Source organism: Streptosporangium sp. NPDC000239 (assembly GCF_040300765.1).
GTDB lineage: Bacteria > Actinomycetota > Actinomycetes > Streptosporangiales > Streptosporangiaceae > Streptosporangium.
The window spans coordinates 787,654-812,057 of the sequence record NZ_JBEPEI010000001.1 but is presented as its reverse complement, the minus strand read 5'-3'; the positions used below and the strand labels follow the sequence as shown (position 1 = coordinate 812,057).

General features: G+C 68.6%; 18 protein-coding genes and 1 tRNA gene. 5 read left to right on the top strand and 14 right to left on the bottom strand.

Going from position 1 to position 24,404, the window contains the following annotated elements:
• Window positions 1–87: 87 nt before the first annotated feature.
• Window positions 88–2,787, bottom strand: a complete 2,700-nt coding sequence (gene polA, locus ABT340_RS03710) for a DNA polymerase I (RefSeq protein ID WP_352009081.1) — start codon at window positions 2,785–2,787, stop codon at window positions 88–90.
• 68 nt (window positions 2,788–2,855) lie between these two features.
• Between polA and ABT340_RS03705 the strand changes: the two genes are divergently transcribed.
• Window positions 2,856–3,275: a PaaI family thioesterase gene (locus ABT340_RS03705; protein ID WP_352009080.1), complete on the top strand. Its 420-nt coding sequence runs from the start codon at window positions 2,856–2,858 to the stop codon at window positions 3,273–3,275.
• A 228-nt stretch (window positions 3,276–3,503) separates the two neighbouring features.
• Here ABT340_RS03705 and ABT340_RS03700 read toward each other — a convergent pair whose 3' ends face one another.
• The 3 genes from ABT340_RS03700 to ABT340_RS03690 are packed head-to-tail and all read right to left on the bottom strand — an operon-like array spanning window position 3,504 to window position 5,983.
• Window positions 3,504–4,289 carry an amino acid ABC transporter ATP-binding protein gene (locus tag ABT340_RS03700; protein WP_352009079.1) on the bottom strand — a complete coding sequence of 262 codons (786 nt, stop codon included), beginning with the start codon at window positions 4,287–4,289 and terminating at the stop codon, window positions 3,504–3,506.
• A complete protein-coding gene (locus tag ABT340_RS03695) occupies window positions 4,286–5,137 on the bottom strand; it encodes an amino acid ABC transporter permease (RefSeq protein WP_352009078.1) in 852 nt (283 codons plus the stop codon). Before ABT340_RS03695 ends, ABT340_RS03700 begins: the two co-directional genes overlap by 4 nt.
• Window positions 5,138–5,140: 3 nt before the next feature.
• On the bottom strand, window positions 5,141–5,983 hold the full coding sequence (locus ABT340_RS03690; RefSeq protein ID WP_352009077.1) for an ABC transporter substrate-binding protein: 843 nt from the start codon (window positions 5,981–5,983) through the stop codon (window positions 5,141–5,143).
• 342 nt (window positions 5,984–6,325) lie between these two features.
• Here ABT340_RS03690 and ABT340_RS03685 point away from each other — a divergent pair, with 342 nt between their 5' ends.
• Window positions 6,326–6,871 carry a DUF4352 domain-containing protein gene (locus ABT340_RS03685; protein ID WP_352009076.1) on the top strand — a complete coding sequence of 182 codons (546 nt, stop codon included), beginning with the start codon at window positions 6,326–6,328 and terminating at the stop codon, window positions 6,869–6,871.
• Window positions 6,872–6,921: 50 nt separating this feature from the next.
• On the opposite strand, the gene ABT340_RS03680 is transcribed toward ABT340_RS03685, so the two are convergent.
• From ABT340_RS03680 to ABT340_RS03655, 6 genes are all read right to left on the bottom strand, one after another.
• On the bottom strand, window positions 6,922–7,641 hold the full coding sequence (locus ABT340_RS03680) for an ABC transporter ATP-binding protein (RefSeq protein WP_352009075.1): 720 nt from the start codon (window positions 7,639–7,641) through the stop codon (window positions 6,922–6,924).
• A complete protein-coding gene (locus ABT340_RS03675; RefSeq protein WP_352009074.1) occupies window positions 7,631–8,443 on the bottom strand; it encodes an ABC transporter ATP-binding protein in 813 nt (270 codons plus the stop codon). Before ABT340_RS03675 ends, ABT340_RS03680 begins: the two co-directional genes overlap by 11 nt.
• Window positions 8,440–9,585 (bottom strand): branched-chain amino acid ABC transporter permease, encoded by a 1,146-nt coding sequence (locus ABT340_RS03670; RefSeq protein ID WP_352009073.1) that lies wholly within the window; start codon window positions 9,583–9,585, stop codon window positions 8,440–8,442. The genes ABT340_RS03675 and ABT340_RS03670 overlap by 4 nt, the downstream gene beginning before the upstream one ends.
• Window positions 9,582–10,550 (bottom strand): branched-chain amino acid ABC transporter permease, encoded by a 969-nt coding sequence (locus ABT340_RS03665; RefSeq protein ID WP_352009072.1) that lies wholly within the window; start codon window positions 10,548–10,550, stop codon window positions 9,582–9,584. Before ABT340_RS03665 ends, ABT340_RS03670 begins: the two co-directional genes overlap by 4 nt.
• A 160-nt stretch (window positions 10,551–10,710) precedes the next feature.
• A complete protein-coding gene (locus ABT340_RS03660) occupies window positions 10,711–11,874 on the bottom strand; it encodes a branched-chain amino acid ABC transporter substrate-binding protein (RefSeq protein ID WP_352009463.1) in 1,164 nt (387 codons plus the stop codon).
• 373 nt (window positions 11,875–12,247) lie between these two features.
• A complete protein-coding gene (locus ABT340_RS03655) occupies window positions 12,248–12,829 on the bottom strand; it encodes an ANTAR domain-containing response regulator (RefSeq protein ID WP_352009462.1) in 582 nt (193 codons plus the stop codon).
• Window positions 12,830–12,958: 129 nt separating this feature from the next.
• On the opposite strand from ABT340_RS03655, the gene ABT340_RS03650 reads away from it, so the two are divergent.
• The 3 genes from ABT340_RS03650 (at window position 12,959) to ABT340_RS03640 (ending at window position 14,489) form a co-directional block, all read left to right on the top strand.
• Window positions 12,959–13,034, top strand: a tRNA-Leu gene (locus ABT340_RS03650).
• Window positions 13,035–13,109: 75 nt separating this feature from the next.
• On the top strand, window positions 13,110–13,865 hold the full coding sequence (locus ABT340_RS03645) for a helix-turn-helix domain-containing protein (RefSeq protein ID WP_352009071.1): 756 nt from the start codon (window positions 13,110–13,112) through the stop codon (window positions 13,863–13,865).
• Between the two features lie 81 nt (window positions 13,866–13,946).
• Window positions 13,947–14,489, top strand: coding sequence for a GNAT family N-acetyltransferase (locus ABT340_RS03640; RefSeq protein WP_352009070.1), 543 nt, complete (start codon window positions 13,947–13,949; stop codon window positions 14,487–14,489).
• A 70-nt stretch (window positions 14,490–14,559) separates the two neighbouring features.
• Here ABT340_RS03640 and pyk read toward each other — a convergent pair whose 3' ends face one another.
• From pyk to gltB, 4 genes are all read right to left on the bottom strand, one after another.
• Window positions 14,560–15,990 carry a pyruvate kinase gene (gene pyk / locus ABT340_RS03635; RefSeq protein ID WP_352009069.1) on the bottom strand — a complete coding sequence of 477 codons (1,431 nt, stop codon included), beginning with the start codon at window positions 15,988–15,990 and terminating at the stop codon, window positions 14,560–14,562.
• A 620-nt stretch (window positions 15,991–16,610) separates the two neighbouring features.
• Window positions 16,611–18,263 (bottom strand): S8 family peptidase, encoded by a 1,653-nt coding sequence (locus ABT340_RS03630; protein WP_352009068.1) that lies wholly within the window; start codon window positions 18,261–18,263, stop codon window positions 16,611–16,613.
• A 117-nt stretch (window positions 18,264–18,380) separates the two neighbouring features.
• Complete coding sequence (locus tag ABT340_RS03625) at window positions 18,381–19,859, bottom strand: glutamate synthase subunit beta (protein WP_352009067.1); 1,479 nt, start codon at window positions 19,857–19,859, stop codon at window positions 18,381–18,383.
• Window positions 19,860–19,873: 14 nt separating this feature from the next.
• Window positions 19,874–24,379 (bottom strand): glutamate synthase large subunit, encoded by a 4,506-nt coding sequence (gene gltB, locus ABT340_RS03620; protein ID WP_352009066.1) that lies wholly within the window; start codon window positions 24,377–24,379, stop codon window positions 19,874–19,876.
• Between the last annotated feature and the right edge of the window lie 25 nt (window positions 24,380–24,404).

The window sequence follows — 24,404 nt, the reverse complement described above, 5'->3', positions numbered from 1 at the left end:
TGTCCGCACGGGAACCACATCATGACGACGCCCGCCCCGCGGAACGTCGCGGGGCGGGTGCGGAGGATCGAACCGGGAAGGCGGCCCTCAGTGGCCCGCGTCCTCCCAGGTGCGGCCGACCCCGACGGAGACCTCAAGGGGGACGCGCAGCGAGTAGGCGGCGTTCATCCGGTCGACGACCAGCTCACGCAGGGTCTCCAGCTCTCCCGGCGCCACCTCGAACACCAGCTCGTCGTGGACCTGGAGCAGCATCCGCGAGCGCAGAGCGGCCTCCTTGACCGCGTCGTGCACACCGAGCATGGCGACCTTGATGATGTCGGCCGCCGACCCCTGGATCGGCGCGTTGAGCGCCATCCGCTCGGCCATCTCCCTGCGCTGCCTGTTGTCGCTGTTGAGGTCGGGCAGGTAGCGGCGGCGGCCCATGATGGTCTCGGTGTAGCCGTCCTGCCTGGCCTGGACGACGATCGCGTTGAGGAAGTCGCGGACGCCGCCGAACTCCTCGAAGTACTCGTCCTTGAGGGCCCTGGCCTCCTGCACCGGGATGCCGAGCTGCCCGGAGAGCCCGAAGTCGGACAGTCCGTAGGCGAGGCCGTAGTTCATCGCCTTGATCTTGGCCCGCATCTCACCGGTGACCTGCTGGGGCTCGATGTCGAAGACCCGCGCGGCGGTCGCCTGGTGGAAGTCGTGCCCGGACTCGAAGGCCGCGATCAGCGACGCGTCGCCGGACAGGTGGGCCATGATCCGCAGCTCGATCTGGCTGTAGTCGGCGGTCAGCAGGGTCTCGTAGCCCTGGCCGACCACGAAGCCCTGCCGGATCCTGCGGCCCTCGGCGGTGCGGATCGGGATGTTCTGCAGGTTGGGCTTCTCCGAGCTGAGCCGCCCGGTGGCCGCCATGATCTGGTTGAACGTGGTGTGGATCCGGCCGTCGTCGGCGATCTCCTTGATCAGCCCCTCGACCGTGACGCGCAGCTTGGCCTGGTCACGGTGTCTGAGCATGATGGCCGGCAGCTCGTGGTCGGTCTGCGTGGCCAGCCAGGCCAGCTGTTCGGCGTCCGTGCTGTAACCGGTCTTGATCTTCTTGGTCTTGGGCAGCCCGAGCTTGACGAACAGGATCTCCTGGAGCTGCTTGGGCGAGCCCAGGTTGAACTGCTCCCCGACGGCGGCGTGCGCGGCGTCGACGGCCTGCTTGACCGCGGCGCCGAACTCGGCCTCCAGGCCGCTGAGGTAGGGACCGTCCGCGGCGATCCCAGCCCGTTCGAGCTCGGCCAGGACCGTCACCAGGGGCAGCTCGACGTCGCCCATCAGGTGGGTGCCGCCCCGTGGTTCGAGGAAGTCCTCAAGGGCGTCGGCCAGCTCCCGCACGGCCATGGCCCGCAGCCCGAGGTCGTGGGCGGCGTCGGTCTCCTGGTCGTCGAACAGGCTGGCCTGGCCGCTGTTGTCCTCCTCCCCGCGCAACTCCCGGCGCAGGTAGACCCGGACGAGGTCCTCAAGCGGGAACGAGCGCTGGCCGGGCATCGCCAGGTAGGCCGCCAGCGCCGTGTCGCTGGTCAGCCCGCGCAGGTCCATCCCCTGGGCCCACAGCGCCAGGATCAGCCCCTTGGCGTCGTGCACGGCCTTGGGCCGCGACGCGTCGCACAGCCACTCGCGCAGCGCCGCCTCGTCGGCCTCGGTGAGCGTCGTCTGGTCGATGAAGGCCGCGCCGCGCCCGCCGTCGCCGGGCGCGGCGATCGCGACGCTGTCGACCCGCCCGGTGCCGCTGCCGTGGGAACCCCGGAAGGCCAGGCCCGCCCGGCCCTCCGGCATGGCCCGCAGCCAGGGCCCGACCTCGTCCGGCCCGAGCACGACCGTCTCGACCTCGAAGCCCTCGCCCGTCTCCGGCTCGGCCGAGGAGAGGGTCTTGAACAGCCGGTCGCGCAGCTCGCCCCTGAACTCCAGCGTGTCGAGGATCTTGTCGATCTCGGCGCGCTCGCCCTGGCCGACCGTCAGCGCCGTGACCTCGGCTTCGAGCGGGACGTCCCGGGTGAGCTGGGTGAGACGGCGGTTCAGCAGGACCTGGTCGAGGTGGTCGCGCAGCTTGTCCCCGACCTTGCCCTTGACCTCGTCGACCCGGTTGACCAGTTCCTCCAGCGAGCCGAACTCGCGGATCCACTTGGCCGCGGTCTTCTCGCCGACACCGGGGATGTTCCTGAGGTTGTCGCTGCTGTCGCCTCTGATGGCCGCGAAGTCGGGATACTGGGCGGGGGTGAGCTCGTACTTCTCCAGCACGGCCTCGGGCGTGAACCTGGTCATGTTGCTGATGCCGACCCTGGTCATCAGCACCGTGATGCGCTCGTCGACCAGCTGGAGCGCGTCGCGGTCACCGGTGACGACCAGCACGTTCATGTCCTGCGCGGCGGCGCGGGTGGCGAGCGTGGCGATCAGGTCGTCGGCCTCGTATCCGGCCAGCGACAGGTACGGCACGCGCAGGGCGTCGAGCATCTCGTGGATCAGGCTCATCTGGCTGCGGAAGCTGTCCGGGGCCGCGCTGCGGTTGGCCTTGTACTCCGGGTACTCCGTATGCCGGAACGTCGGCTCTGACCGGTCGAAGCAGACCGCCACGTGCGTGGGCCGCTCGTCACGGAGCACGTTGACCAGCATGGAGGTGAACCCGAAGACGGCGTTGGTCGTCTGCCCCGTCGTGGTGGAGAAGTTCTCCTCGGGCAGGGCGTAGAAGGCCCGGTATGCCAGGGAGTGTCCATCCAGCAGCAGCAGACACGGACGCGAGGGGGTCGCTTCGTTCTTCGGCACAGGGGAAGCCTAGTCTCCTGATACGACAGAAAACGCTGGTCCCGCGACAAGGAGACGCCCCCTTGACCATGACAGACCCACAGGAAGTCGCCCGGATCCTCGAAGAGACCCTCGGCGGCGCCGGTGGCGCGCTCGTCGAACGGATGGGCATCGAGCTGACCGGGGCCTCCCCCGAGCGGGTCACGGGCCGCATGCCCGTCGAGGGCAACACCCAGCCGTACGGCCTGCTGCACGGCGGGGCCTCATGTGTGCTGGCCGAGACCCTGGGCTCGATCGGGGCGGCCCTGCACGCAGGCCAGGGGCGTGTCGCGGTCGGCATCGAGATCAGCGCCACCCACCACCGCGCCGTCAGCTCCGGCCACGTCACCGGCGTCGCGACCCGGGTGCACGGCGGCAGGAGCGTGGCGACCTACGAGATCGAGATCACCGACGAGCGGGACCGCAGGGTGTGCAGCTCACGCCTGACCTGCATGCTGCGCGACGCCTGAACGGGAACTCACCGGTTTTCGATCATTACCCGACCTCCCCTTTTTGCACTCTTGCCACAGGAGTCGCTACGGTGGGTGACATCGATGCCCGTGGGGGAGCCGAGTAGAAAACGCGCAGGGTCGGGGAAGTCCTGCGCGGCGCCAAAGGCTCTCCCCGGGCTCGTGTTCGCTCGGCCCCGTACGGCCCGCCCCGGGCCCTTCCGGGCTCGGGCCGTACGGGGCCGAGGGTCACACGTCGGTGTGCGTGGGGTCGAGCACCCGGCGCAGGAAGCTCCTGGTCCGTTCGTACCGGGGTGAGCCGATCACCTGGTCCGGGGGGCCGTCCTCGACGATCACGCCTCCGTCCATGAAGACCACGCGGTCGGCCACGTCCCTGGCGAAGGCCATCTCATGGGTGACCACGAGCATCGTCATGCCCTCCTCGGCCAGTTTGCGCATGACCGTGAGCACGTCGCCGACCAGCTCCGGGTCGAGCGCGGAGGTCGGTTCGTCGAAGAGCATCAACGCGGGGTTCATGGCCAGCGCCCTGGCGATGGCCACCCGCTGCTGCTGGCCGCCGGACAGCTGGGCCGGGTAGAAGGCCGCCTTCTCCAGGACGCCGACCTTCGCCAGGTGCTCCCTGGCGATCCGCTCGGCCTCGGCCGCGCCGCGCCTGAGCACCCGCCGCTGGGCGATCATCACGTTCTGCAGCACGGTCATGTGCGGGAAGAGGTTGAACTGCTGGAAGACCATGCCGACACGGCGCCGGGCCGCGTCGATGTCGACGTCGGGGTCGGTCAGTTCGACGCCTTCGAGCACGACCTTGCCCGAGGTCGGCTGCTCCAGCAGGTTCACGCAGCGCAGCAGCGTCGACTTGCCCGACCCGGAGGGGCCGATGACGCACACCACCTGGCCGGGGTCGACGGCGAAGTCGATCCCCCTGAGCACCTCCAGCCTGCCGAAGCGCTTGTGCAGGTCCCTGATCTCGACCGCGTGCGCCACGGGGGCGGCCGCCTGGGTCGTCGGCTCGGTCATCGCCGTCCCCTCCCCTGCCGTCTCTCCAGCCGGTTCGCGAGGTAACCCAGCGGGATCGTGACGAGCAGATACGTGATGCCGACGACCAGGATGGGCGTGGCGTTGGCGTGTGTGGAGGCCAGGTCGTTGCCGAACTTGGTGAGCTCGACGTACTCGCTGGTCACGCCGAGGAACAGCACCAGTGAGGAGTCCTTGAGCAGGGACACGAACTGGTTGGTCGTCGGCGGGATGACGATCCGCACGGCCTGCGGGATGACGATGCTGACCGTGGCGCGAGCGTGGGACATGCCCAGCGAGCGCGCCGCCTCCATCTGGCCCTTGGGAACGGCCTGCAGGCCCGCGCGCAGCGTCTCGGCCATGTAGGCGGACCCGACGACCGTCAGGCCCAGGATGCCCTGCCCGTAGGTGTCGCCGGGCACCTGGAAGCCGGGCAGCGCCTGTGGCAGGAACAGGATGAGCAGGAAGATGAGCAGCGCGGGCAGGCCCCGGAAGACCTCGATGTAGGCGATCGCGAGCCATCGGTACGGCAGCACCGACGACATCCTCATCAGGGCCAGCAGCAGGCCGAACAGGAAGGCGAAGACGAAACCGCCGACCGAGTAGATGATCGTGTTCTTCAGCGCGACCGTGATCACCTCGGGCCACGCCTCGGCGGCGATCTCCGGCTTGGCGAAGTTCTGCGCCAGACTGTTCCAGTCGATGCGCAGGACGAGGAACACGGCCACGGCGACCAGCACGGCGTACTGGACGGCCCGGCTGACGCGTTGTCTCTTTCGCGGACTGAGCCGGGTCCTGCGGGCGCGCCCCGCCGGACCCGGTTTCTCAGCCGTCGTTGACTGGTCGGTCATGGATCAGCCGAGCTCTCCGGGCTTCTTACCGAACCACTTGACGTAGAGCTTCTCGTAGGTTCCGTCCGCCTTGGCCGTGGTGATCGCCTCGTCGACGGCCTTGAGCAGCGCCGGGTCGGCGCCCTTCTTCAGGCCGATGCCGTACTGCTCACCGGTGTCCAGGCTGGCGAGCAGCTCGAACTTGTCGGCGATCTCCGGCTTCTTCAGCCAGGCCAGCACGACCGGCAGGTCCTGGACGATCACGTCGACCTGGCCGGACTGCAGGCCGAGCAGCTCCTTGGGCGAGTCCGCGAACTCCTTGGGGTCGAAGCCGTTCTTCCTGACGTACTCCAGGCCCGTGGTCGAGGCCTGCGCGCCCAGGCGCAGGTTCTTCGCCTTGACCTCCTCAAGGGTCTTGATCCCGATGCCCTTCTTGCCGAGCAGCGCCTGGGTCGCGTCGAAGTACGGAACGGAGAAGTCGATGTTGGCCTTGCGCTCGGGCGTGATGGTCATGCCCGCCGCCGCCACGTCGCACTTGCCCGCGGCCATCGCCGCGCCGCTCTTGATGACGGCGAAGTCGATGTCGACGACGTCCTGGGTCAGGCCGAGCTTCTTGGCCGCCAGGTCGACGATGTCGATGTCGAAGCCGACGGTCTTGTCCCCTTCCTTGAACTCGAAGGGCTCGTAGGGAAGGTTCGTGCAGGTGGTCAGCTTGCCAGGGTGGACCACCTTCACGCCGCCCTCCGAGGGGGCGCTCGCGGAGGAACCTCCGGTGTTCTCGGTACCGCAGGCCGCGAGGCCGAACGTGCCGGCGACCACCACCGCCCCCGCCGCGAGCACACGACGGGAAACAAAACTCAGGCCCACAAGGCCTCCTTCGGTCAGAGTCACATCGTGGACAGTTACCTCCGGGTAATACTGCCCACCCGTACGGACGTATGGATCACCGCTACAACACGATTCGGACAACAACCCCTTTCGGCGCCACCATGATCGGTATCATGCCCCACCAGGCCCTTGACACCTTCGGACGCCGAGTGGTCAACACTGCCACCCAATACGGTCCGGGACAGGAAATCACCAAGCCACAAAACGGTGCAAATATTCTATCTTCGCACTTCAGGTGGGGTAAAGGCCGCTACGAAACTCCCCGAATCCATGGGGAAAGTGCATTGAGGAACAGCCCACGCCTCGGTTACCTTGCCCGGTGTGCGCAACCTCCCAAAGACGTTGACCGGTGCCGTCCTGGCCACCGCGCTCCTCACCGCGTGCTCGGGGCAGCCCTCCGCGGCCCCCTCCCCCTCGCCCACCTACCAGCTGACGCCCCGCCCGGTACGGCCGGGCGAGCACCCGGTCACCGCCGCGCCCGTGACGGACGGCGACATCCGCTTCCAGGTGATCGGCCTGCAGACCGGCCTGAGCGGGTTCGTCGGCAGCCACGGCGAGTGGCAGGCCAAGGGCCAGTACGTGGTCGTGCGGATCGTCGCCGAGAACCCGGGCCGCACCAACTCCCGCTTCGTCGCCGGCCGCCAGCGGCTCCTCACCGCCGACGGCACGGCCCACGCCGTCGACAGGTTCGCCCAGGCCATCAAACGCCAGCCGGACACCCTCCCGCTCGGCGCCGAGGTCAGGATCGAGATGGACCTGTGGTTCGACGTCCCCAAGGACGCGAAGATCACCGGCGTCCGCCTGTACGGCGACCCGCCCCTCGGCGTCGGCGGCACCACCCAGGGCGCGACCGTCCCCCTGGGCTAGGCCGGGCACGTCCTCGCCGCACACGCGCGGCGAGGACGTGGAACCCCTTCCTAGGCCTCGTGCCCGAGCCCGCCGCCCAGGTAGGCGGCCTGCACGTCGGGGTCGTTGAGCAGGTCGGCGGCGGGCGCGCTCTTGACCACCTTGCCGGTCTCCAGGACGTAGGCCCGGTGCGCCAGCTTCAGCGCCTGCTGGGCGTTCTGCTCGACCAGCAGCACCGTGGTCCCACGGCGGTTGATCTCCTCGATGATCGAGAAGATCTGCTGCACCATCAGCGGCGCCAGCCCCATCGACGGCTCGTCGAGCAGCAGCACCTTCGGCTTGGCCATCAGCGCGCGCCCGATGGCCAGCATCTGCTGCTCACCGCCGGACATCGTGCCGCCCATCTGCGTCCTGCGCTCGGCGAGCCTCGGGAACAGCTCGTAGACCTCGGCCAGGTCCGCGTCGAAGTCACCGGAACGGGTGTAGGCACCCATGAGCAGGTTGTCGTGCACCGTCATACCGGGGAAGACCCCCCGGCCCTCAGGCGCCTGCCCCAGGCCCGCCAGGACCCTCTTGTGACCCGGCATCTTGCTGATGTCCTGGCCGTCGAAGACGACGCTGCCCGACGTCAGGCCACGCAGACCGGAGATCGTCTTCAGGGTCGTGGTCTTGCCCGCCCCGTTCGCGCCGATGAGCGTGACGATCTCGCCCTCGTTCACCTCGACCGAGATGCCCTTGAGCGCCGCGATCTTTCCGTAGTGGACGTGGATGTCCTTGACCTCAAGAAGCATCTGCGGGAGCCCCCAAATACGCCTCGATGACCCGGGGGTCGCTCCGCACCTCGTCCGGCAGGCCGTCGGCGATCTTCTGGCCGAAGTCCAGCACCGCGATACGGTCGCTGATGCCCATGATGAGGCTCATGTCGTGTTCGATGATGAGAATCGTCCGCCCCGCGTCGCGGATGTCGCGGATCAGCTGCTGCAGGGCGACCTTCTCCGCCGGGTTCATACCGGCGGCGGGCTCGTCGAGCAGCAGCAACTTCGGGTTGGTCGCCAGCGCGCGGGCGATCTCCAGCCTGCGCTGGTCACCGTAGGGCAGGTTCTTGGCGTGGTCGTTCGCCCGGTGCGAGATGCCGACGAAGTCGAGCAGCTCCAACGCCAGCGCGCGCCCCTCACGCTCCGCCCTGCGGTGCGCGGGAAGCCCGAGAGCCACGCTCAGCATGCCCGAACGGTGGTGCGCGTCCGCGCCCACCATGACGTTCTCCACAGCCGTCATGTTGTGGAACAGCCGGATGTTCTGGAACGTACGGGCGACGCCCCGCTTGGTGATCCTGAAGCGCTTGACACCGCTGATCCGCTCGCCCTGGAAGAGGACCTGCCCCTCCGTCGGCTGGTAGACCCCGGTCACCACGTTGAAGACCGTGGTCTTGCCCGCGCCGTTCGGACCGATGAGAGCGAAGATCTCCCCCTCGCCGATGGTCAGATCGACCTCGCGCAGCGCCGTGACGCCGCCGAACCGCATGACAAGACCCTGCAGTTCCAGCATCGCTCGGCCACCGCGCCCACCGGCCGTCCCGCTCACCTCGGTGCTCATCGGGAGGCCACCTCCTCACCATGCGACTCGGGACCGGACACCTCTGCGCCGAGGCTTCCCATCCCGCCCGATCCCTCTTGCAGCTCCGCCTTGCGTTGACGCGAGGGCAGCAGCCCCTCGGGCCGGAAGATCATCAGAGCGACCAGCACCGCGCCGAAGATCAGCATGCGGTAGTCCTGCAGGCCACGGAAGCGCTCAGGCAGCCACGCCACGACGAACGCGCCGAGGATGACACCCGGCAGGTTGCCCGCGCCGCCCATGACCACCGCGGCCAGGATCGTCGCGGACAGCAGGAACTGGAAGTCGTTCGGGTTGATCGAGATGGCCTTGGCCGCCCACAGCACGCCCATCGCGCCGCCGATCGAGGCACCGATCGCGAAGGCGAGCATCTTGAAGCGGAACGTCGGCACACCCATGACCTCGGCCGCGTCCTCGTCCTCACGGATCGCCGCCCAGGCCCGTCCGACCCGGCTCTTCTCCCAGCGCTTCACCAGGATGATCACGATGACCGCGAGCGCGACCAGCAGGTAGTAGTAGGGCCGCGGGTCGAGCACGCCGTACTTGAAGATCGCCACGTCACCGATCGTGATGTCGGGGAAGCTCGGCGGGTGCGGGATGCCGCGGACGCCGTTCGGGCCGCCGATCGCGTCGGTGTTACGCGCCGTGATCCGGATGATCTCACCGAAGCCCAGCGTGACGATCGCCAGATAGTCGCCGCGAAGCCGCAGCGTCGGAGCGCCCAGCGTGATGCCCGACAGGGCGCACAGCCCGATGCCGACGACCAGGATCAGCCAGAAGTTCCAGCCGAGCCTGGTGCCGATCAACGCCATCGCGTAGCCGCCGACCGCGTAGAACGCGACGAACCCCAGATCGAGCAGGCCCGCCTGACCGACGACCACGTTGAGCCCGATGGCCAGCACCACATAGGTGCCGATCGGGAAGAACAGGATGCTCGCCCAGTCCGTGTAGGGCGACATGAACGAGCCGATGCTCTCCGAGGGCAGCAGCAGCGCCCCGACGATCAGGAGAACGTAGACGACCCAGCGCTGCCAGCCCGGCGTGTTCAGCCAGCGCTCGTGTACGGCGTCGCCGTACTGGCTGAGCCTGTGACGGAAATCTGCCAGTGAATTCTTCTGGTTCATGCGCGCGCCTGCTGGAGTGATTCACCGAGGATTCCGGTGGGGCGGAACATCAGGACCAAGACGAGGATGCTGAAGGAGATCACGTGCTTCCAGTCGGAGCCCGCGAAGATCGCCCCGTAGTTCTCCACGAGGCCGAGCACCACACCGCCCACCAGAGCACCGCGCAGGTTGCCGATGCCGCCCAGGACCGCCGCGGTGAACGCCTTGATCCCGAAGAGGAAGCCGATGTAGTAGTACGTGTTCTCGTACGAGATCAGATACAGCGCCCCGGCCACACCGGCCATGCCGCCGCCGATCAGGAACGTCATCCGGACGATCTTGTTGATGTCGACGCCCATGAGGACCGCCGCCTCCGGATCCTGCGCGGTGGCGCGGATACCACGGCCGATCTTCGTACGGTTGACGAGGGCGTCAAGGGCGATCATCATGCCGACCGCCGCCACGATCACCAGCACCTGGTCCGCCCGGACCGAGTGGCCGAAGATCGAGAAAAGCTCGTTCCGTTCCATCAACCGGGGAAGGCCCATCTGGATGCGGCCTTGCTGCGGGCGGTTGAAGACGTTCGGAATCACCAGGAGCGCGAACAGCTCCTGCAGGAAGATCGAGGCACCGATGGCCGAGATGAGCGCCGCGAGGCGGGAGGCCCCACGCTTGCGCAACGGCCGGTACGCGATCCGCTCCAGCGCCACCGCGGTTCCCGCGGAGGCGAGCATCCCGGCCACGACCATCAGCAGGATCACCCCGGCCAGCGCGATGCCGGTCAGAGGTGAACTTATGCCGAACACGAACGGGACGAACATCGCGCCGAAGGTCCCGATCATGAACACTTCCGAGTGCGCGAAGTTGATCAGACGCAGCACGCCGTACACCATGGTGTAGCCGAGCGCTATCAGGGCGTAGATCGAACCGAAGGCCAGGCCGTCGATTGTGGCCGGCCAGAACTGATTGATGAAGTCATTGAGCACTAGGGTTTACCACTTCTAGCGGGGGTCGCCTGCACTGCCGGTAGCACACCGCTTCCAGCAGAACCTCGTGGACTCTGGTGGAAGTACACAGAAAGCGGGACCGCGCTTCGGCGATCCCGCTCCCCGTGCGCCAACTACCTTCTCTTCTCGCGGTCCGTCCCTAGCCCAGCTTGGCCTCGGTGGCCTTGCCCAGCAGCGTGATGGCGCCGCCCTTGACCTGGTAGATGTAGATGTCCTTGGCGACGACCTCACCGTTGTCGCCGAACTTCACCTGCTTGGAGACACCGGCCAGGTCAACGGTCTTGATGAACTCGTTGATCTTGTCGGTGGTGGTGTTGCCCGCCTTGACCGCCTCGACGAAGACGGACGCGGCGTCGTAACCCTCAGAGGCGTAGATCGCCGGGTCGGCGTTGAACTTCGCCTTGTAAGAGTCGGCGAAGCTCTTCACCTTCGGGTCGGTGACATCGGGGGTGGCGATGTAGCAGGGGCAGCCGACGAGGGCGCCCTCGGCGTTCTGCGCGCCGGCGCCGTCGATGAGGCCCTTGTCCAGCGAACCGTCGCCGGAGAAGAACTTCGCGTCCTTCACGCCCTTGTCACGCAGCTGCTTGAGCAGGTTGCCGCCCGCCGCGTAGTAACCACCGAAGAAGATCGCGTCAGGCTTGGCCGCCGCGACCTTGTTCACCACCGAGGAGAAGTCGCTCTCGGCCGGGTCGAGTGAGTCGTTGGTCAGCTTCACACCCTTGGTGCCGAGCTGCGTACGGACCGCGTCGGCCAGCGGCTTGCCGTACTCCGACTTGTCGTCGATGACGAAGACGTTCTTCGCACCCGCCGCACCCGCGATGAAGTCCGCGATACCGGGACCCTGAACGCCGTCGTTCGGCAGCACACGGTGCCAGAACTTCCAGCCGTTCTCCGCGAGCTTGGCGTTCGTCGCCGAGGCCGTGATGCTCGGAACACCCGCTTCTTCGAGCACCGGCGCGACCTGCGCGGACTCACCGGAGAACGCCGGGCCGATCAGGCCGGCGACCTTGTCGCTCTTGATGGCCTGCTGCGCCAGCGCGACGGCCTTGGAGGCGTCACCCTGGCTGTCGTACTTGACCAGCTCGATCTTCACAGCCGGGTTCGTCTTGTTGTACTCGTCGACGACGAGGTTCGCGCCGTTCCACGGCGGAATGACGATACCCGCGTTGGCGCCGGTCAGGTCACCCATGAAACCGATTTTGACGGTCCCGGCAGCGGAGTCGGCGGAACTGGAGCCACCGTCCGACTGCGGGGTCCCAGAGCCACTGTTACCACAAGCAGCGAGACCGAGGGTGAGCGCCACACCGGCAGCGAGCACTCCACCGAGGCGAGCAGTCTTGGGCCGCAAGGTTGCCTTCCTTTCGCCCGACCCCTCATGGGGAGCGGGTTCACAGATGCCCTCCCTGACGGAGTGGCCAGGGGGTTGTGTCGGTTAGTACAGCCAGCGGATGTCACGGGTCGATACAGGACAGGCCACCGTAACTATTTCGTTATTACACCGATTCTTTTCAGCTATAACTGACAAAAGTCATGGTCACCACGCGCATCACCACCCTCACATAGATCACTTCGAAGATGCAAAAGCCCGCGTCAGACCGGGGTCACCGGAGCCGCGCGGGCTTAACAAACAGGAAACCTTCCTAAAGGAAGGGGGGCCTCCCCACCGGGCCCGCCCCTCACTCCCCCGGCGCACCCCCGGCCCCGGACACCCCGTCGACCACGATCTGCGCCACCTGACGCATGCTCAACCGGCGATCCATCGACGCCTTCTGAATCCACCGGAACGCCTGCGGCTCACTCCACCCGTGCTCCGACATCAACAGGCCCTTCGCCCGCTCGACCAGCTTGCGCGTCTCCAGCCGATCAGAGAGCGACCCCACCTCCCGCTCAAGCGCCACGATCTCCTCGTGCCTGCTGACCGCCATCTCGATCGCGGGCACCAGATCCGACTTCGTGAACGGCTTCACCAAATACGCCATGGCCCCGGCGTCCCTCGCCCGCTCCACCAGATCACGCTGGGAGAACGCCGTGAGAATCAGACACGGGGCGATCCGCCGCGACACGATCTGCTCGGCGGCCGAGATTCCGTCCAGGATGGGCATCTTCACATCCAGGATCACCAGATCGGGCCGGTGCTCGGCGGCCAGCGCGACGGCGGCCTCCCCGTCCCCGGCCTCCGCGACGACGGCGTACCCGTCCTCCTCCAGCATCTCCTTCAGGTCGAGGCGGATCAGAGCCTCGTCTTCCGCGATCACCACTCGCCGCTGCGTACTCACGAGCAAGAGAGTACCGATGTCCGCTAGATTAGAACCACGCCGGTGCCCACAGCCGATCCAGTTCTGGGTAAGCTCACCACCGGCACACAATCCGGACAAGTCCGGAAATATGCCCTGATATCCCAACGGCAGAGGAAATGGTCTCAAACACCATCTAGTGTGGGTTCGAATCCCACTCAGGGCACCAAAGGTCAGACCCCTCGGCGCACCGCGCGTTTTTGTCGCACCCTCCTGCGAAACTCTCCGCATGTATCACCTCACTGTGCGTCAGAGAGTGCTCCGGCTGCTCGATTCCGGGCAGACCATAAGCTCGGTCAGTCGCCAGACGGGTGTTTCCCGGGCGACGGTCAGGCAGTGGCGGGACCATCCCGACCGTCCGCCCTCCCGTACGGCCTCGTGTCCCCGGTGTCAGGAGATCCCGCAGCCTCCCACACCCGGTGACGTCTACGCCTACCTTCTGGGCCTTTATCTCGGTGACGGCTGTATCAGTGCCGTCGGAGACCCCGCGAAACAGGTGTGGTCACTACGGATCATGTGCGCGGACGCCTGGCCCGGGCTCCAGGAGGAGTGCGTCCAAGCCCTCACCGTCATCAGACCGGGCAACAAGGTCCGCAGGCTCCCCCGCCAGGGATGCACAGAGATCAACTGCTTCTCCAAGCACTGGCCTCACCTGTTCCCCCAGCACGGGCCGGGAAAGAAACACGAACGCCGGATCAGTCTGGAGAGCTGGCAGCGAGAGATCGTCGAGGCCAATCCCGGCAGCCTTGCACGGGGCCTTTTCCACTCCGACGGATGCAGATCGAACAACCGGGTCCGGCGAGAGTTCGGCGGCCGGTCACAGTGGTACGAATATCCGCGTTACCTCTTCGTCAACGAATCCCGTGACATTCTCACCCTCTGTGAGGAGACCCTCGACATGCTCGGGGTCGCCTGGAGTCGTCCCAAGCCGAACACCGTTTCCGTCGCCCGCAGGGAGGCCGTCGAGAGGCTGGACGAGTTCGTCGGCCCGAAGCACTGACGGTCCGCGTGGACGACTTGCCGCTGAGGGGAGGCATCGGGAAGAGTCGGCGGTTGCGGCCCTTCGATCTGAGAGGCAGACATGACTGGTGGTGTCGTCCCGGGGGAGCTCCGCCTGAGCGGGCACGGCCTGGTGTTGCGGGAGTGGGAGGACGATGACCTGGAGACGATGGTCGGCCTGTTCGACGATCCCGAGGTGGCCTACTGGACGCCTCTGGTCTCCCCGTTCGATCTGGAGGCCGCCCGGCTCTATCTGAAGCGTGCGCGGGAGCGCCGGGCGGCGGGGCAGGCCGTCCAGCTGGCCATCACAGAAGGCTCGGGGGCGGCGCTGGGTGAGGTGCTGCTGATGTGGAGCGAGCCCGGTTCGGGGGTCGCGGAGATCGGTTACAGCGTGGGTGCGGCCCATCGGGGGCGTGGGCTGGCGGTGCGGGCGGTGCGGGTCATGACGGAGTTCGCCCGGGGCACGCTGGGGATCGACCGGTTGCTGCTGGAGATCGAGAAGGAGAACACGGCGAGCGCGGCGGTGGCGGGCGCGGCGGGTTACTCCCTGACGGAGGCGCCGCCGATTCCCGGTGAGGAGAAGGGCAGGAGGTTGTTCCTGCGGACGTGGGAGTACGACGGTTGACCCGCCGTTGGCCCACGATGCCGGTACGGCGGGCGTCGGGGCGCCGGCCGTACCGGTTGGGTGCGGTTGGTCAGGCGGGGTGGGAGACGGCCGCGCCGATGGTGTGGACGCGCAGGGCGTTGGTCGAGCCCGCGGTGCCGGGAGGGGATCCGGCGACGATGACGACCTTGTCGCCCTTCTCCAGGCGGGCGTTGGCGAGCAGGGAGGCCTCGACCTGGCGGACCATGTCGTCGGTGTGGTGGACGAAGGGCACCTCGAAGGTCTCCACGCCCCAGGTGAGGGCCAGCTGGTTGCGGACGTGGGGGGCGGAGGTGAAGGCGAGCAGCGGGATGGGCGAGCGGTAGCGGGCCAGGCGGCGGGCGGTCTCGCCGGACATGGTGAAGGCGACGAGGGCTTTGGCCCCGACGATGGCGCCGACCTCGGCCGCGGCGCGGGCGATGGCGCCTCCGGTGGTCTCGGGCAGCCGGTCGAGGCTGTGCGTGGCGTGCAGGGAGGTCTTCTCCGCGGCGACCGCGATGCGGCTCATGGTCTGGACGGTCTCGATGGGGTAGTTGCCGACGGAGGTCTCGCCGGAGAGCATGACGGCGTCGGCGCCCTCCATGACGGCGTAGGCGACGTCGGAGGCCTCCGCGCGGGTCGGGCGGGGGGCGGAGATCATGGAGTCGAGCATCTGGGTGGCGACGATGACCGGCCGGGCCTTCTCGTGGCAGAGCTGGATGGCGCGTTTCTGGACGATCGGCACCTCTTCGAGGGGTAGTTCGACGCCGAGGTCGCCGCGGGCGACCATGATGCCGTCGAAGGCCTCGATGATCTCGGGGAGCCGTTCGACCGCCTGGGGCTTCTCGATCTTGGCGAGCAGCGGGAGGCGGACGGCTTCCTGTTCCATGATGTTGCGGACGACGTCGGCGTCCGAGGGGCGCCGGACGAAGGACAGGGCGATGAGGTCGAAGCCGGTGCGCAGGGCCCAGCGGAGGTCCGCCTCGTCCTTGTCGGTGAGGGCGGGGGCGCTGACGTTGACTCCGGGCAGGTTGAGGCCCTTGTTGTCGGAGATCATGCCGCCGATGATCACGCGGGTGGTCACGCGGGGGCCGTCGATGCGGGTGACCTCCAGGTGGACGCGTCCGTCGTCGACGAGGATGCTGTCACCGGGGCGGACGTCCTTGTGGAGGCCGAGGTAGGTGGTCGAGACCTGTTCGCGGTCACCGGGGACGTCCTCGGTGGTGATGGTGAAGACGTCTCCGAAACCGAGGCGGACGGGGCCCTCCTCGAACTTTCCGACGCGGATCTTGGGGCCCTGCAGGTCGGCGAGCACGCCCACACCGCGGCCGAGTTCGGCGGCGGCCTCCCTCACCCTGTCGTATACCTCTTTGTGCAGTTCCTGGCTGCCGTGGCTGAGGTTGAAACGAGCCACGTCCATGCCTGCGGCGATGAGTTCGCGGAGGCGTTCCGGGGAGGAGGTGGCGGGGCCGAGGGTACAGACGATTTTTGCGCGACGAGTCACGGGTCCCACCCTAATTGGTACAGACCACTTGGTCGTTACGTTGGCCGGAGCAGGGGTGAAAAACTCGATGACATCGTGTCACCGGTGCGGACCCGGGTGTTCCCGTTGAACGCCTGTGGGGCGCCGGGGGTGTTGAGGCGGCGGCCCGGAGTCGTGGCCTGTGAACGCGGGCGCGGACCATGATGGCCGAGGGGTCTCGGTCGCGGCGGTGCCGTACGGCCGGGCGTCGGGACCGGCCGGGTACGGCGATCTCCATCCGGCCGGCGGGATGAGCCCGTCGGACTTCTTCGGGGCGTCCGATGCGATCGGTGCTGGTCCTGCCGTACGTGGTCGAGGGGGTTCGCGGTCGTCGTGCCGCACCGGCGGCGGTGAGCCGTGGCGGCGCTCCGGCCTGGTGCCCGTGTACGGCGACGCGGGCGGTCAGGGGCCTGCCCCCCTGCCGGTGGCGGGGTGGGACGGAGCGGGTCCCGACGGGGCGGTGCCGTACGTCGTCGTATGGACGGTTGCAACGCCGCGGGTGTGGCAGCCGGCCTCACAGGGCCGGGGCGGACGCGGCTCCGCCCCGGTTCAGGCGCCCTCGCGGGGCGTCACCGGCCCGTGTGGGTGTGACGCCCGGAACGTCAGGGGGCGATGGTCGCGGCCTTGGCGGCGTCGACGATGCCGCGGCCGTAGAAACCGTTGCGGGACTTGGAGCCCTGGCAGGTGTGGGCGGCCTCGTCGCCGAAGCCCTGGTAGACGTAGCGGCGGGGCTTCGGGCAGGAGGTGCGGGTCGCGCTGGCGTAGAGCAGCCGTTCAACGTCGGCGGGGCGCATGGTGACGCCGTCCTTGGACGGTTTGCCGAAGCGGCTGATGATCACGGCGGCGACGCCGGTGGCGTGCGGGGCGGCCATGGAGCTGCCGGCGAGGTACTGGTAGTAGGCGCAGGTTCCCGCCTGGCAGTCACGTACGACGGAGCCGCTGCGCGGCTTGCCGTCGGCGTCGATGAGGTGTTCGGCGCGGAGCACGTTTTCCGGGGCCGCCGCCAGAACGGTCCTGGTGATGTCCTGGCCGCTCTCGCCGTCGGCGGCGTCGCCGCCGGGGGCCGCCAGGTCGGTCTGTTCGAGGCCGTAGTCGGAGTAGGAGGCCTTGCGCTTGGTCGGGCCGACTGCGGAGACCGAGATGACGCCCTTGGACTCGGCGGGGACGCTGAGGCAGGAGTTGCCGATCTTACGGGTGCGCTGCGCGTCGAGGGGGTAGTCGGGGCTGATGAGGTCGGTCTTCGGGTTTCCGAGGTCGGTGGCCTCGTTGCCGATCGCGCTGATCAGGGTGACGCCGTGTGCGCGGGCGTAGTCGAGGGCGCGCTGCATGCCGGTGATGACGCCGCGCTGTTCGAGTTGTTCCGCTTTGGAGTCGCGGGGGTTGGCGGTGCAGTTGAACAGCCACGGGTCGATGTAGTAGCTCATGTTGACCACGTCGATGCCGTTGTCCGCGGCGTAGGTGAGGGCGTCGATGCTGGGTTTGAGGAAGAACATCCCGGAGTCCTGGCCCGCGCGGAGGTTGACGAGGGAGACGCCGGGGGCGACACCTGCGACGCCCAGGCCGTTGATCGGGGAGGCGATGGTGCTGGCCACGTGGGTTCCGTGGCCGTCGTCGTCCCGGTCGACGGGGTCCTTGCAGCCCTTGAACTCGCAGGGGCCGTCGAGTTCCTTGCCGTTGGGGTCCTTGGGGATGTCGGTGACGAAGTTGCGGCTGAGGTCGCGGTTGAAGTTCGGGGCGATGTCGGGGTGTTTGCCGTCGATGCCGGTGTCGATGACGCCGACCAGCACCCGCTTGTCGCCGGGGGCGGTGGCGTGCGATCCGGTGGCGGTCGCGCCGATCATCTTCATGTCCCACTGCCGTCCGGCGAGGGGTTCGCCGCCGCTGAGGGCGATGGTCCTGATGTCGGAGACGTTGACCCCGGTCGCCGTGGCGGGGACGGAGGCGGCGTGGCCGATCCTGCGGTCGCCGGAGACTCCGGCGACGGAGGGGTCACCGGCGAGGCTCTCCACGAAGCCGGCGGCGGGGCCTCTGGCGACGACGTAGCCGAGTTTGGGTTCGGTGGAGAGCGGGGTTCCCCCGGCCTCCTCGACGGCCTTGACCGCTCCGGTCCGTGCGCCGTCGGCGTAGAAGACGAGGTAGTCGCGCAGCGCCCCGCCGCCGGCCGTGGCCTGGTTCGCGGGGGCGGCCGCGGTGAGACCCGCAACCACGGCGACGACGGCTGCCGCCCCGGTCAGGCGTGCGCGCCAGCGGTTCATCGATCCTCCACATCCGTTGGAGCCAGGAGAATCATCCTCAAGCCATCCGACCTGCAAAGCAAACCGATGTTCCCGGTACGGCGGGCGCAGAGCCGTACCGGGAACGCCGGGTCGTGTTCAGACCAGGGGTCTGGCGGTCGGCGGGATCGCCGTCGGCAGGGCGGTCTGGCCGGTGAGGTAGCGGTCGACGGCCGCGGCGGCGGAGCGGCCCTCGGCGATCGCCCAGACGATCAGCGACTGGCCGCGTCCCATGTCTCCGGCGACGAAGACGCCCTCGGCGGAGGTCATGTAGCCCTTGTCCCTGGCGACGTTGCCCCGGGCGTCGAAGAACTCGCCGTCGGCGGAGTCCGCGAGGTCCTGGAGCAGGCCGGCCTTCTCCGGGCCGACGAAGCCCATGGAGAGGGTGACGAGGTCTGCGGGGATCTCCCGTTCGGTGCCGGGGATCGGCTTGAAGCCGTTCGCGGGGCCCTCGACCTCGACGAGACGCAGTGCCTTGACGTTGCCGTCGGCGTCGCCGACGAACTCGGTGGTCGAGACGGCGTAGACGCGGTCGCCGCCGCCGTCGGCCAGTTCCTCGTGGGCGCTCTCCATCTTGAACAGGATGGGGAAGGTGGGCCAGGGCTGGCTGCCGGGGCGCTCGGCCGGGGGCTGGGGCATGATCTCCAGCTGGGTGACGGAGGCCGCCCCCTGGCGGATCGCGGTGCCGATGCAGTCGGCTCCGGTGTCGCCGCCTCCGATGACCACGACGTGCTTGTCCTTGGCGTCGATCGCCGAGACGGTGTGGTCGCCCTCCTGGACCTTGTTGGCCAGGGGGAGGTACTCCATCGCCTGGTGGACGCCCTTGAGGTCGCGTCCGGCGACCGGCAGGTCCCGCCACAGGGTGGCGCCGCCGGCCAGGACGACGGCGTCGAACTCCGCGCGGAGCTGGGCGGCCGTGACGTCGACGCCGACGTTGACGCCGGTGCGGAACTCGGTGCCCTCGGCCCGCATCTGGGCGAGCCTGCGGTCGATGTGCCGCTTCTCCATCTTGAACTCGGGGATGCCGTAGCGCAGCAGGCCGCCGACGCGGTCGGCGCGTTCGAACACCACCACGTCGTGCCCGGCCCTGGTGAGCTGCTGGGCGGCGGCCAGGCCCGCGGGCCCCGAGCCGACGACGGCGATCTTCCTGCCGGTCCTGGCCGTGGGGGTCTGGGGGGTGACCCAGCCCTCGTCGAAGGCGCGGTCGATGATCTCGACCTCGACGCGCTTGATCGCCACCGGGTCCGAGTTGATGCCGAGCACGCAGGCGGCCTCGCAGGGCGCGGGGCACAGGCGGCCGGTGAACTCGGGGAAGTTGTTGGTGGCGTGCAGGCGTTCGACGGCCTCGCGCCAGTCGTCGCGGTAGACCAGGTCGTTCCACTCGGGGATGAGGTTGCCCAGGGGGCAGCCGTTGTGGCAGAACGGGATGCCACAGTCCATGCAGCGGGACGCCTGCTTGGTCAGGGCGGGCCTGGGGAAGTCCTGGTAGACCTCCTTCCAGTCGCGGATGCGCACGTCGACCGGGCGGCGGGCGGGCAGCTCGCGTCCGTGAGTGAGGAAACCCTTCGGGTCAGCCATCGGTGTGTACCCCCTTATCCCTGCACCGCGGCCGTCATGACCGCCTCGTCGATGTCTCTGCCCTCGCGCCTGGCGGCCTCGGCCGCGCGCAGCACCCGCTTGTAGTCGGTCGGCATGATCTTGCGGAAGCGGGCCGGGTCCCAGTCGGCCAGGAGTTCCTTGGCGACGGGCGAGCCGGTCTCCGCCAGGTGGGTCTCGACGATCTCCCGCAGTGTGTCGGCGTCGGTCTCGTCCAGGTCCTCGATCTCGACCATCTCGCGGTTGATCCGCGCGGTTTCCGGGTCGAGGAGGTAGGCGACGCCGCCGGACATGCCTGCGGCGAAGTTGCGGCCGGTGGGGCCGAGGACGACGACCCTGCCGCCCGTCATGTACTCGCAGCCGTGGTCGCCGACGCCCTCGACGACGGCGGTCGCCCCGGAGTTCCGTACGCAGAAGCGTTCGCCGACGACGCCGCGGATGTGGGCCTCGCCGGAGGTCGCTCCGTACAGGCCGACGTTTCCGGCGATGATGTGGCCGTCGAGGGGGGCCTCCTCGTGCGGCCTCACGGTGATCCGGCCGCCGGACAGGCCCTTGCCGAGGTAGTCGTTGGCGTCGCCGGTCAGGCGCAGGGTGACGCCCCTGGGCACGAAGGCTCCGAAGGAGTTGCCCGCTGAGCCGGTGAAGCGGACGTCGATGGTGTCGTCGGGCAGTCCCGCGCCGCCGTACCGCTTGGTCACCTCGTGGCCGAGCATGGTGCCGACCGTACGGTTGACGTTGCGGATGGGCAGGTCGAGCGTGACCGGGTCGCCGTTGGCCAGGGCGCCTTCGGCGAGCTGGATCAGGGTGTGGTCAAGGGCTCGTTCCAGGCCGTGGTCCTGTTCGGTGACGCGGCGCAGCGCGGTTCCCTCGGGGAGTTCCGGGCGGTGCAGGATCGGCGTGAGGTCCAGGCCTGAGGCCTTCCAGTGCTGCTCGGCGGGGGCGGTGTCCAGCAGTTCCGCGTGTCCGACGGCTTCGTCGAGGGTTCGGAAGCCGAGGGCGGCGAGGTATTCGCGGATCTCCTCGGCGATGAACTCGAAGAAGTTGACGACGAACTCGGGCTTGCCGCTGAAGCGCCTGCGCAGCTCGGGGTTCTGGGTCGCGACGCCGACCGGGCAGGTGTCCAGGTGGCACACGCGCATCATCACGCAGCCGGAGACGACCAGCGGGGCGGTGGCGAAGCCGTACTCCTCGGCGCCGAGCAGCGCGGCGATGATCACGTCACGGCCGGTCTTGAGCTGGCCGTCGACCTGCACGACGATGCGGTCGCGCAGCCCGTTGAGCAGCAGCGTCTGCTGGGTCTCGGCCAGGCCGAGCTCCCAGGGGGCGCCCGCGTGCTTGAGGGAGGTGAGCGGGGAGGCGCCGGTGCCGCCGTCGTGGCCGGAGATGAGCACGACGTCGGCGTGGGCCTTGGACACGCCCGCCGCGACCGTGCCGACGCCGACCTCCGCCACGAGCTTGACGTGCACGCGGGCGGCCGGGTTGGCGTTCTTCAGGTCGTGGATGAGCTGGGCGAGGTCCTCGATGGAGTAGATGTCGTGGTGCGGCGGCGGCGAGATGAGGCCGACGCCGGGGGTGGAGTGCCTGGTCTTGGCGATCCAGGGGTAGACCTTGTGGCCGGGCAGCTGGCCGCCCTCGCCGGGCTTGGCTCCCTGGGCCATCTTGATCTGCAGGTCGTCCGCGTTGACGAGGTACTCGGAGGTGACGCCGAAGCGGCCCGAGGCGACCTGCTTGATGGCCGAACGGCGGGCGGGGTCGTGGAGCCGGTCGGGGTCCTCGCCGCCCTCGCCGGTGTTGGACTTGGCGCCGAGGCGGTTCATCGCGACGGCGAGGGTCTCGTGCGCCTCCCTGGAGATGGAGCCGTAGGACATGGCGCCGGTCGAGAAGCGCTTGACGATCTCGCTGACCGGTTCGACCTCGTCGATCGGGACCGGTTCGCGGACTCCCTCACGGAGGGTGAACAGGCCGCGCAGGGTCATCAGCCGCTCGGCCTGGGAGTCGACGAGGGAGGTGTACTCCTTGAAGATCTCGTAGCGGCGTGAGCGGGTGGCGTGCTGCAGCTTGAAGACGGTCTCGGGGTTGAACAGGTGGGGTTCGCCCTCGCGGCGCCACTGGTACTCGCCGCCGACCTCAAGCCTGCGGTGGGCGTTCTCCGCCCTGGGGTAGGCGCGGGCGTGGCGCAGCGCGGACTCCCCGGCCAGGACGTCGAAGCCGACGCCGCCGAGGCGGGAGGTGGTGCCGGTGAAGCAGGTGCCGATGACGTTCTCGTCGAGGCCGAGCGCCTCGAAGATCTGCGCGCCGGTGTAGGAGGCGACGGTGGACACGCCCATCTTGGACATGACCTTCAGGACGCCCTTGCCGTACGCCTTGATGAGGTTGCGTACGGCCTTGTCGCGCTCGACCTTCAGGACGCCGGAGGCGATCATGTCCTCGACGGTCTCGATGGCGAGGTAGGGGTTGACGGCGCCCGCGCCGTAGCCGATGAGCAGGGCCATGTGGTGGGCCTCACGTGCCTCGCCGGTCTCGATGACCAGGCCGACCCGGGTGCGGGTCTTCTCGGCGATGAGGTGGTGGTGCACCGCGCCGGTGAGCATCAGCGACGGGATGGGCGCGAGGGCGTCGGAGGAGCCCCGGTCGGACAGCACGATGATCCGTGCGCCGCCCTCGATCGCCGCGGAGACCTCGGTGCGGATCTCCTCGATGCGGTGGAGCATGGCCTCGCCGCCGCCGTGGACCTCGTAGAGGCCGGAGACGACGTGCGGGCGGAAGCCGGGCAGCGCGCCTTCGTCGTTGATGTGGATGATCTTGGCGAGCTCGTCGTTGTCGATCACCGGGTAGGGCAGCACGAGCTGGCGGCAGGAGGAGGGCTCGGGGGCGAGCAGGTTGCCCTCGGGGCCGAGCGTGCTGGCCAGGGAGGTGACGAGTTCCTCGCGGATGGCGTCCAGCGGCGGGTTGGTGACCTGCGCGAACAGCTGGCTGAAGTAGTCGAACAGCAGCCTGGGCCGGTCGCTGAGGACGGCCACGGGGGTGTCGGTTCCCATGGAGCCGATGGGCTCGGCGCCCGTGGTCGCCATGGGCGCCAGGATGATCCGCAGCTCCTCCTCGGTGTAGCCGAAGGTCTGCTGCCGCTTGATGAGCGCCTCGTGGGTGGGGATCTCCCGCGAGCGGGCGGGCAGTTCCTCGAAGCGGACCAGGCCCGCGTGCAGCCAGTCGCCGTAGGGCAGTTCGGCGGCGAGCCGGGCCTTGATCTCGTCGTCCTCGATGATCTTGCCGCGGGCGGTGTCGACCAGGAACATCCTGCCGGGCTGCAGGCGGCCCTTGCGGACCACGTCCTGCGCGGGGATGTCGAGGACGCCCGCCTCCGAGGCGAGTACGACGAGGCCGTCGGTGGTCACCCAGAACCGGCCGGGGCGCAGGCCGTTGCGGTCGAGGACCGCGCCGACGAGGGTGCCATCGGAGAAGGTGATCGAGGCGGGGCCGTCCCAGGCCTCCATGAGGGTGGAGTGGAACTCGTAGAAGGCCCGCCGTGCGGGGTCCATCTCGGTGTTGTTCTCCCACGCCTCGGGGATCATCATCAGCACGGCGTGGGGCAGTTCGCGTCCGGCGAGGTGGAGCAGTTCGAGCGTCTCGTCGAAGGAGGCGGTGTCGGAGCCGTCCGGGTCGCAGATCGGGAACAGCCGCGACAGGTCGCCGGGCAGGGCGGCGGTGCTCAGCATGGCCTCGCGGGCACGCATCCAGTTGCGGTTGCCCTTGACCGTGTTGATCTCGCCGTTGTGGGCGACGTAGCGGTAGGGGTGCGCCAGCGGCCAGGAGGGGAAGGTGTTGGTCGAGAAGCGCGAGTGGACCAGCGAGATGGCGGTCTCGTAGCGCTCGTCGCTCAGGTCGGGGAAGAAAGGCTCGACCTGGCCGGGGGTGAGCATGCCCTTGTAGACGATCGTCCGTGAGCTGAGCGAGGGGAAGTAGACCTTCGTCTCGTGCTCGGCCCGCTTGCGCAGGCAGAAGGCGATCCGGTCCAGCTGGAGGCCGCTCTCACCTCCGGGGGAGGAGACGAACAGCTGCGCGAAGTGCGGCATGGTCGCACGGGCGCTGGGGCCGGGCAGTGCCCGGTCGGTCGGGACGTCGCGCCAGCCGAGGACCGTGAGGCCCTCCTCGTCCGCGATCCGCTCGATCTGCCGTACCGCGTCGTGGCGGGCTTCCGCCTCGGCGGGCAGGAAGGCGGTGCCGACCGCGTACGAGCCCGCCTCGGGGAGCGGGAAGCCCGCCTCCGCGCGGAGGAAGGTGTCGGGGATCTGCGTGAGGATGCCAGCACCGTCACCGGTGTCGGGCTCGCTTCCCTGGGCTCCCCGGTGGTCGAGGTTGCACAGGGCCGTCAGCGCCTTTGTGACGATGTCGTGGCTGCGGCGGCCCGCGACGTCGGCGACCATGGCGACGCCACAGGCGTCGTGCTCGTTCGAAGGGTGGTACAGGCCCTGGGGCTCGGGGAAACCGAGGTGGGCAGCAGGCATCGAATCCCTCCCGTCGTCTCGCTGC

Coding starts and splice junctions, on each gene's coding strand:
- ABT340_RS03705 (WP_352009080.1), top strand. CDS start 2,856: ATGACAGACCCACAGGAAGTCGCCCGGATCCTCGAAGAGACCCTCGGC.
- ABT340_RS03700 (WP_352009079.1), bottom strand. CDS start 4,289: ATGACCGAGCCGACGACCCAGGCGGCCGCCCCCGTGGCGCACGCGGTC.
- ABT340_RS03695 (WP_352009078.1), bottom strand. CDS start 5,137: ATGACCGACCAGTCAACGACGGCTGAGAAACCGGGTCCGGCGGGGCGC.
- ABT340_RS03680 (WP_352009075.1), bottom strand. CDS start 7,641: ATGCTTCTTGAGGTCAAGGACATCCACGTCCACTACGGAAAGATCGCG.
- ABT340_RS03675 (WP_352009074.1), bottom strand. CDS start 8,443: ATGAGCACCGAGGTGAGCGGGACGGCCGGTGGGCGCGGTGGCCGAGCG.
- ABT340_RS03670 (WP_352009073.1), bottom strand. CDS start 9,585: ATGAACCAGAAGAATTCACTGGCAGATTTCCGTCACAGGCTCAGCCAG.
- ABT340_RS03640 (WP_352009070.1), top strand. CDS start 13,947: ATGACTGGTGGTGTCGTCCCGGGGGAGCTCCGCCTGAGCGGGCACGGC.
- ABT340_RS03630 (WP_352009068.1), bottom strand. CDS start 18,263: ATGAACCGCTGGCGCGCACGCCTGACCGGGGCGGCAGCCGTCGTCGCC.
- ABT340_RS03625 (WP_352009067.1), bottom strand. CDS start 19,859: ATGGCTGACCCGAAGGGTTTCCTCACTCACGGACGCGAGCTGCCCGCC.
- gltB (WP_352009066.1), bottom strand. CDS start 24,379: ATGCCTGCTGCCCACCTCGGTTTCCCCGAGCCCCAGGGCCTGTACCAC.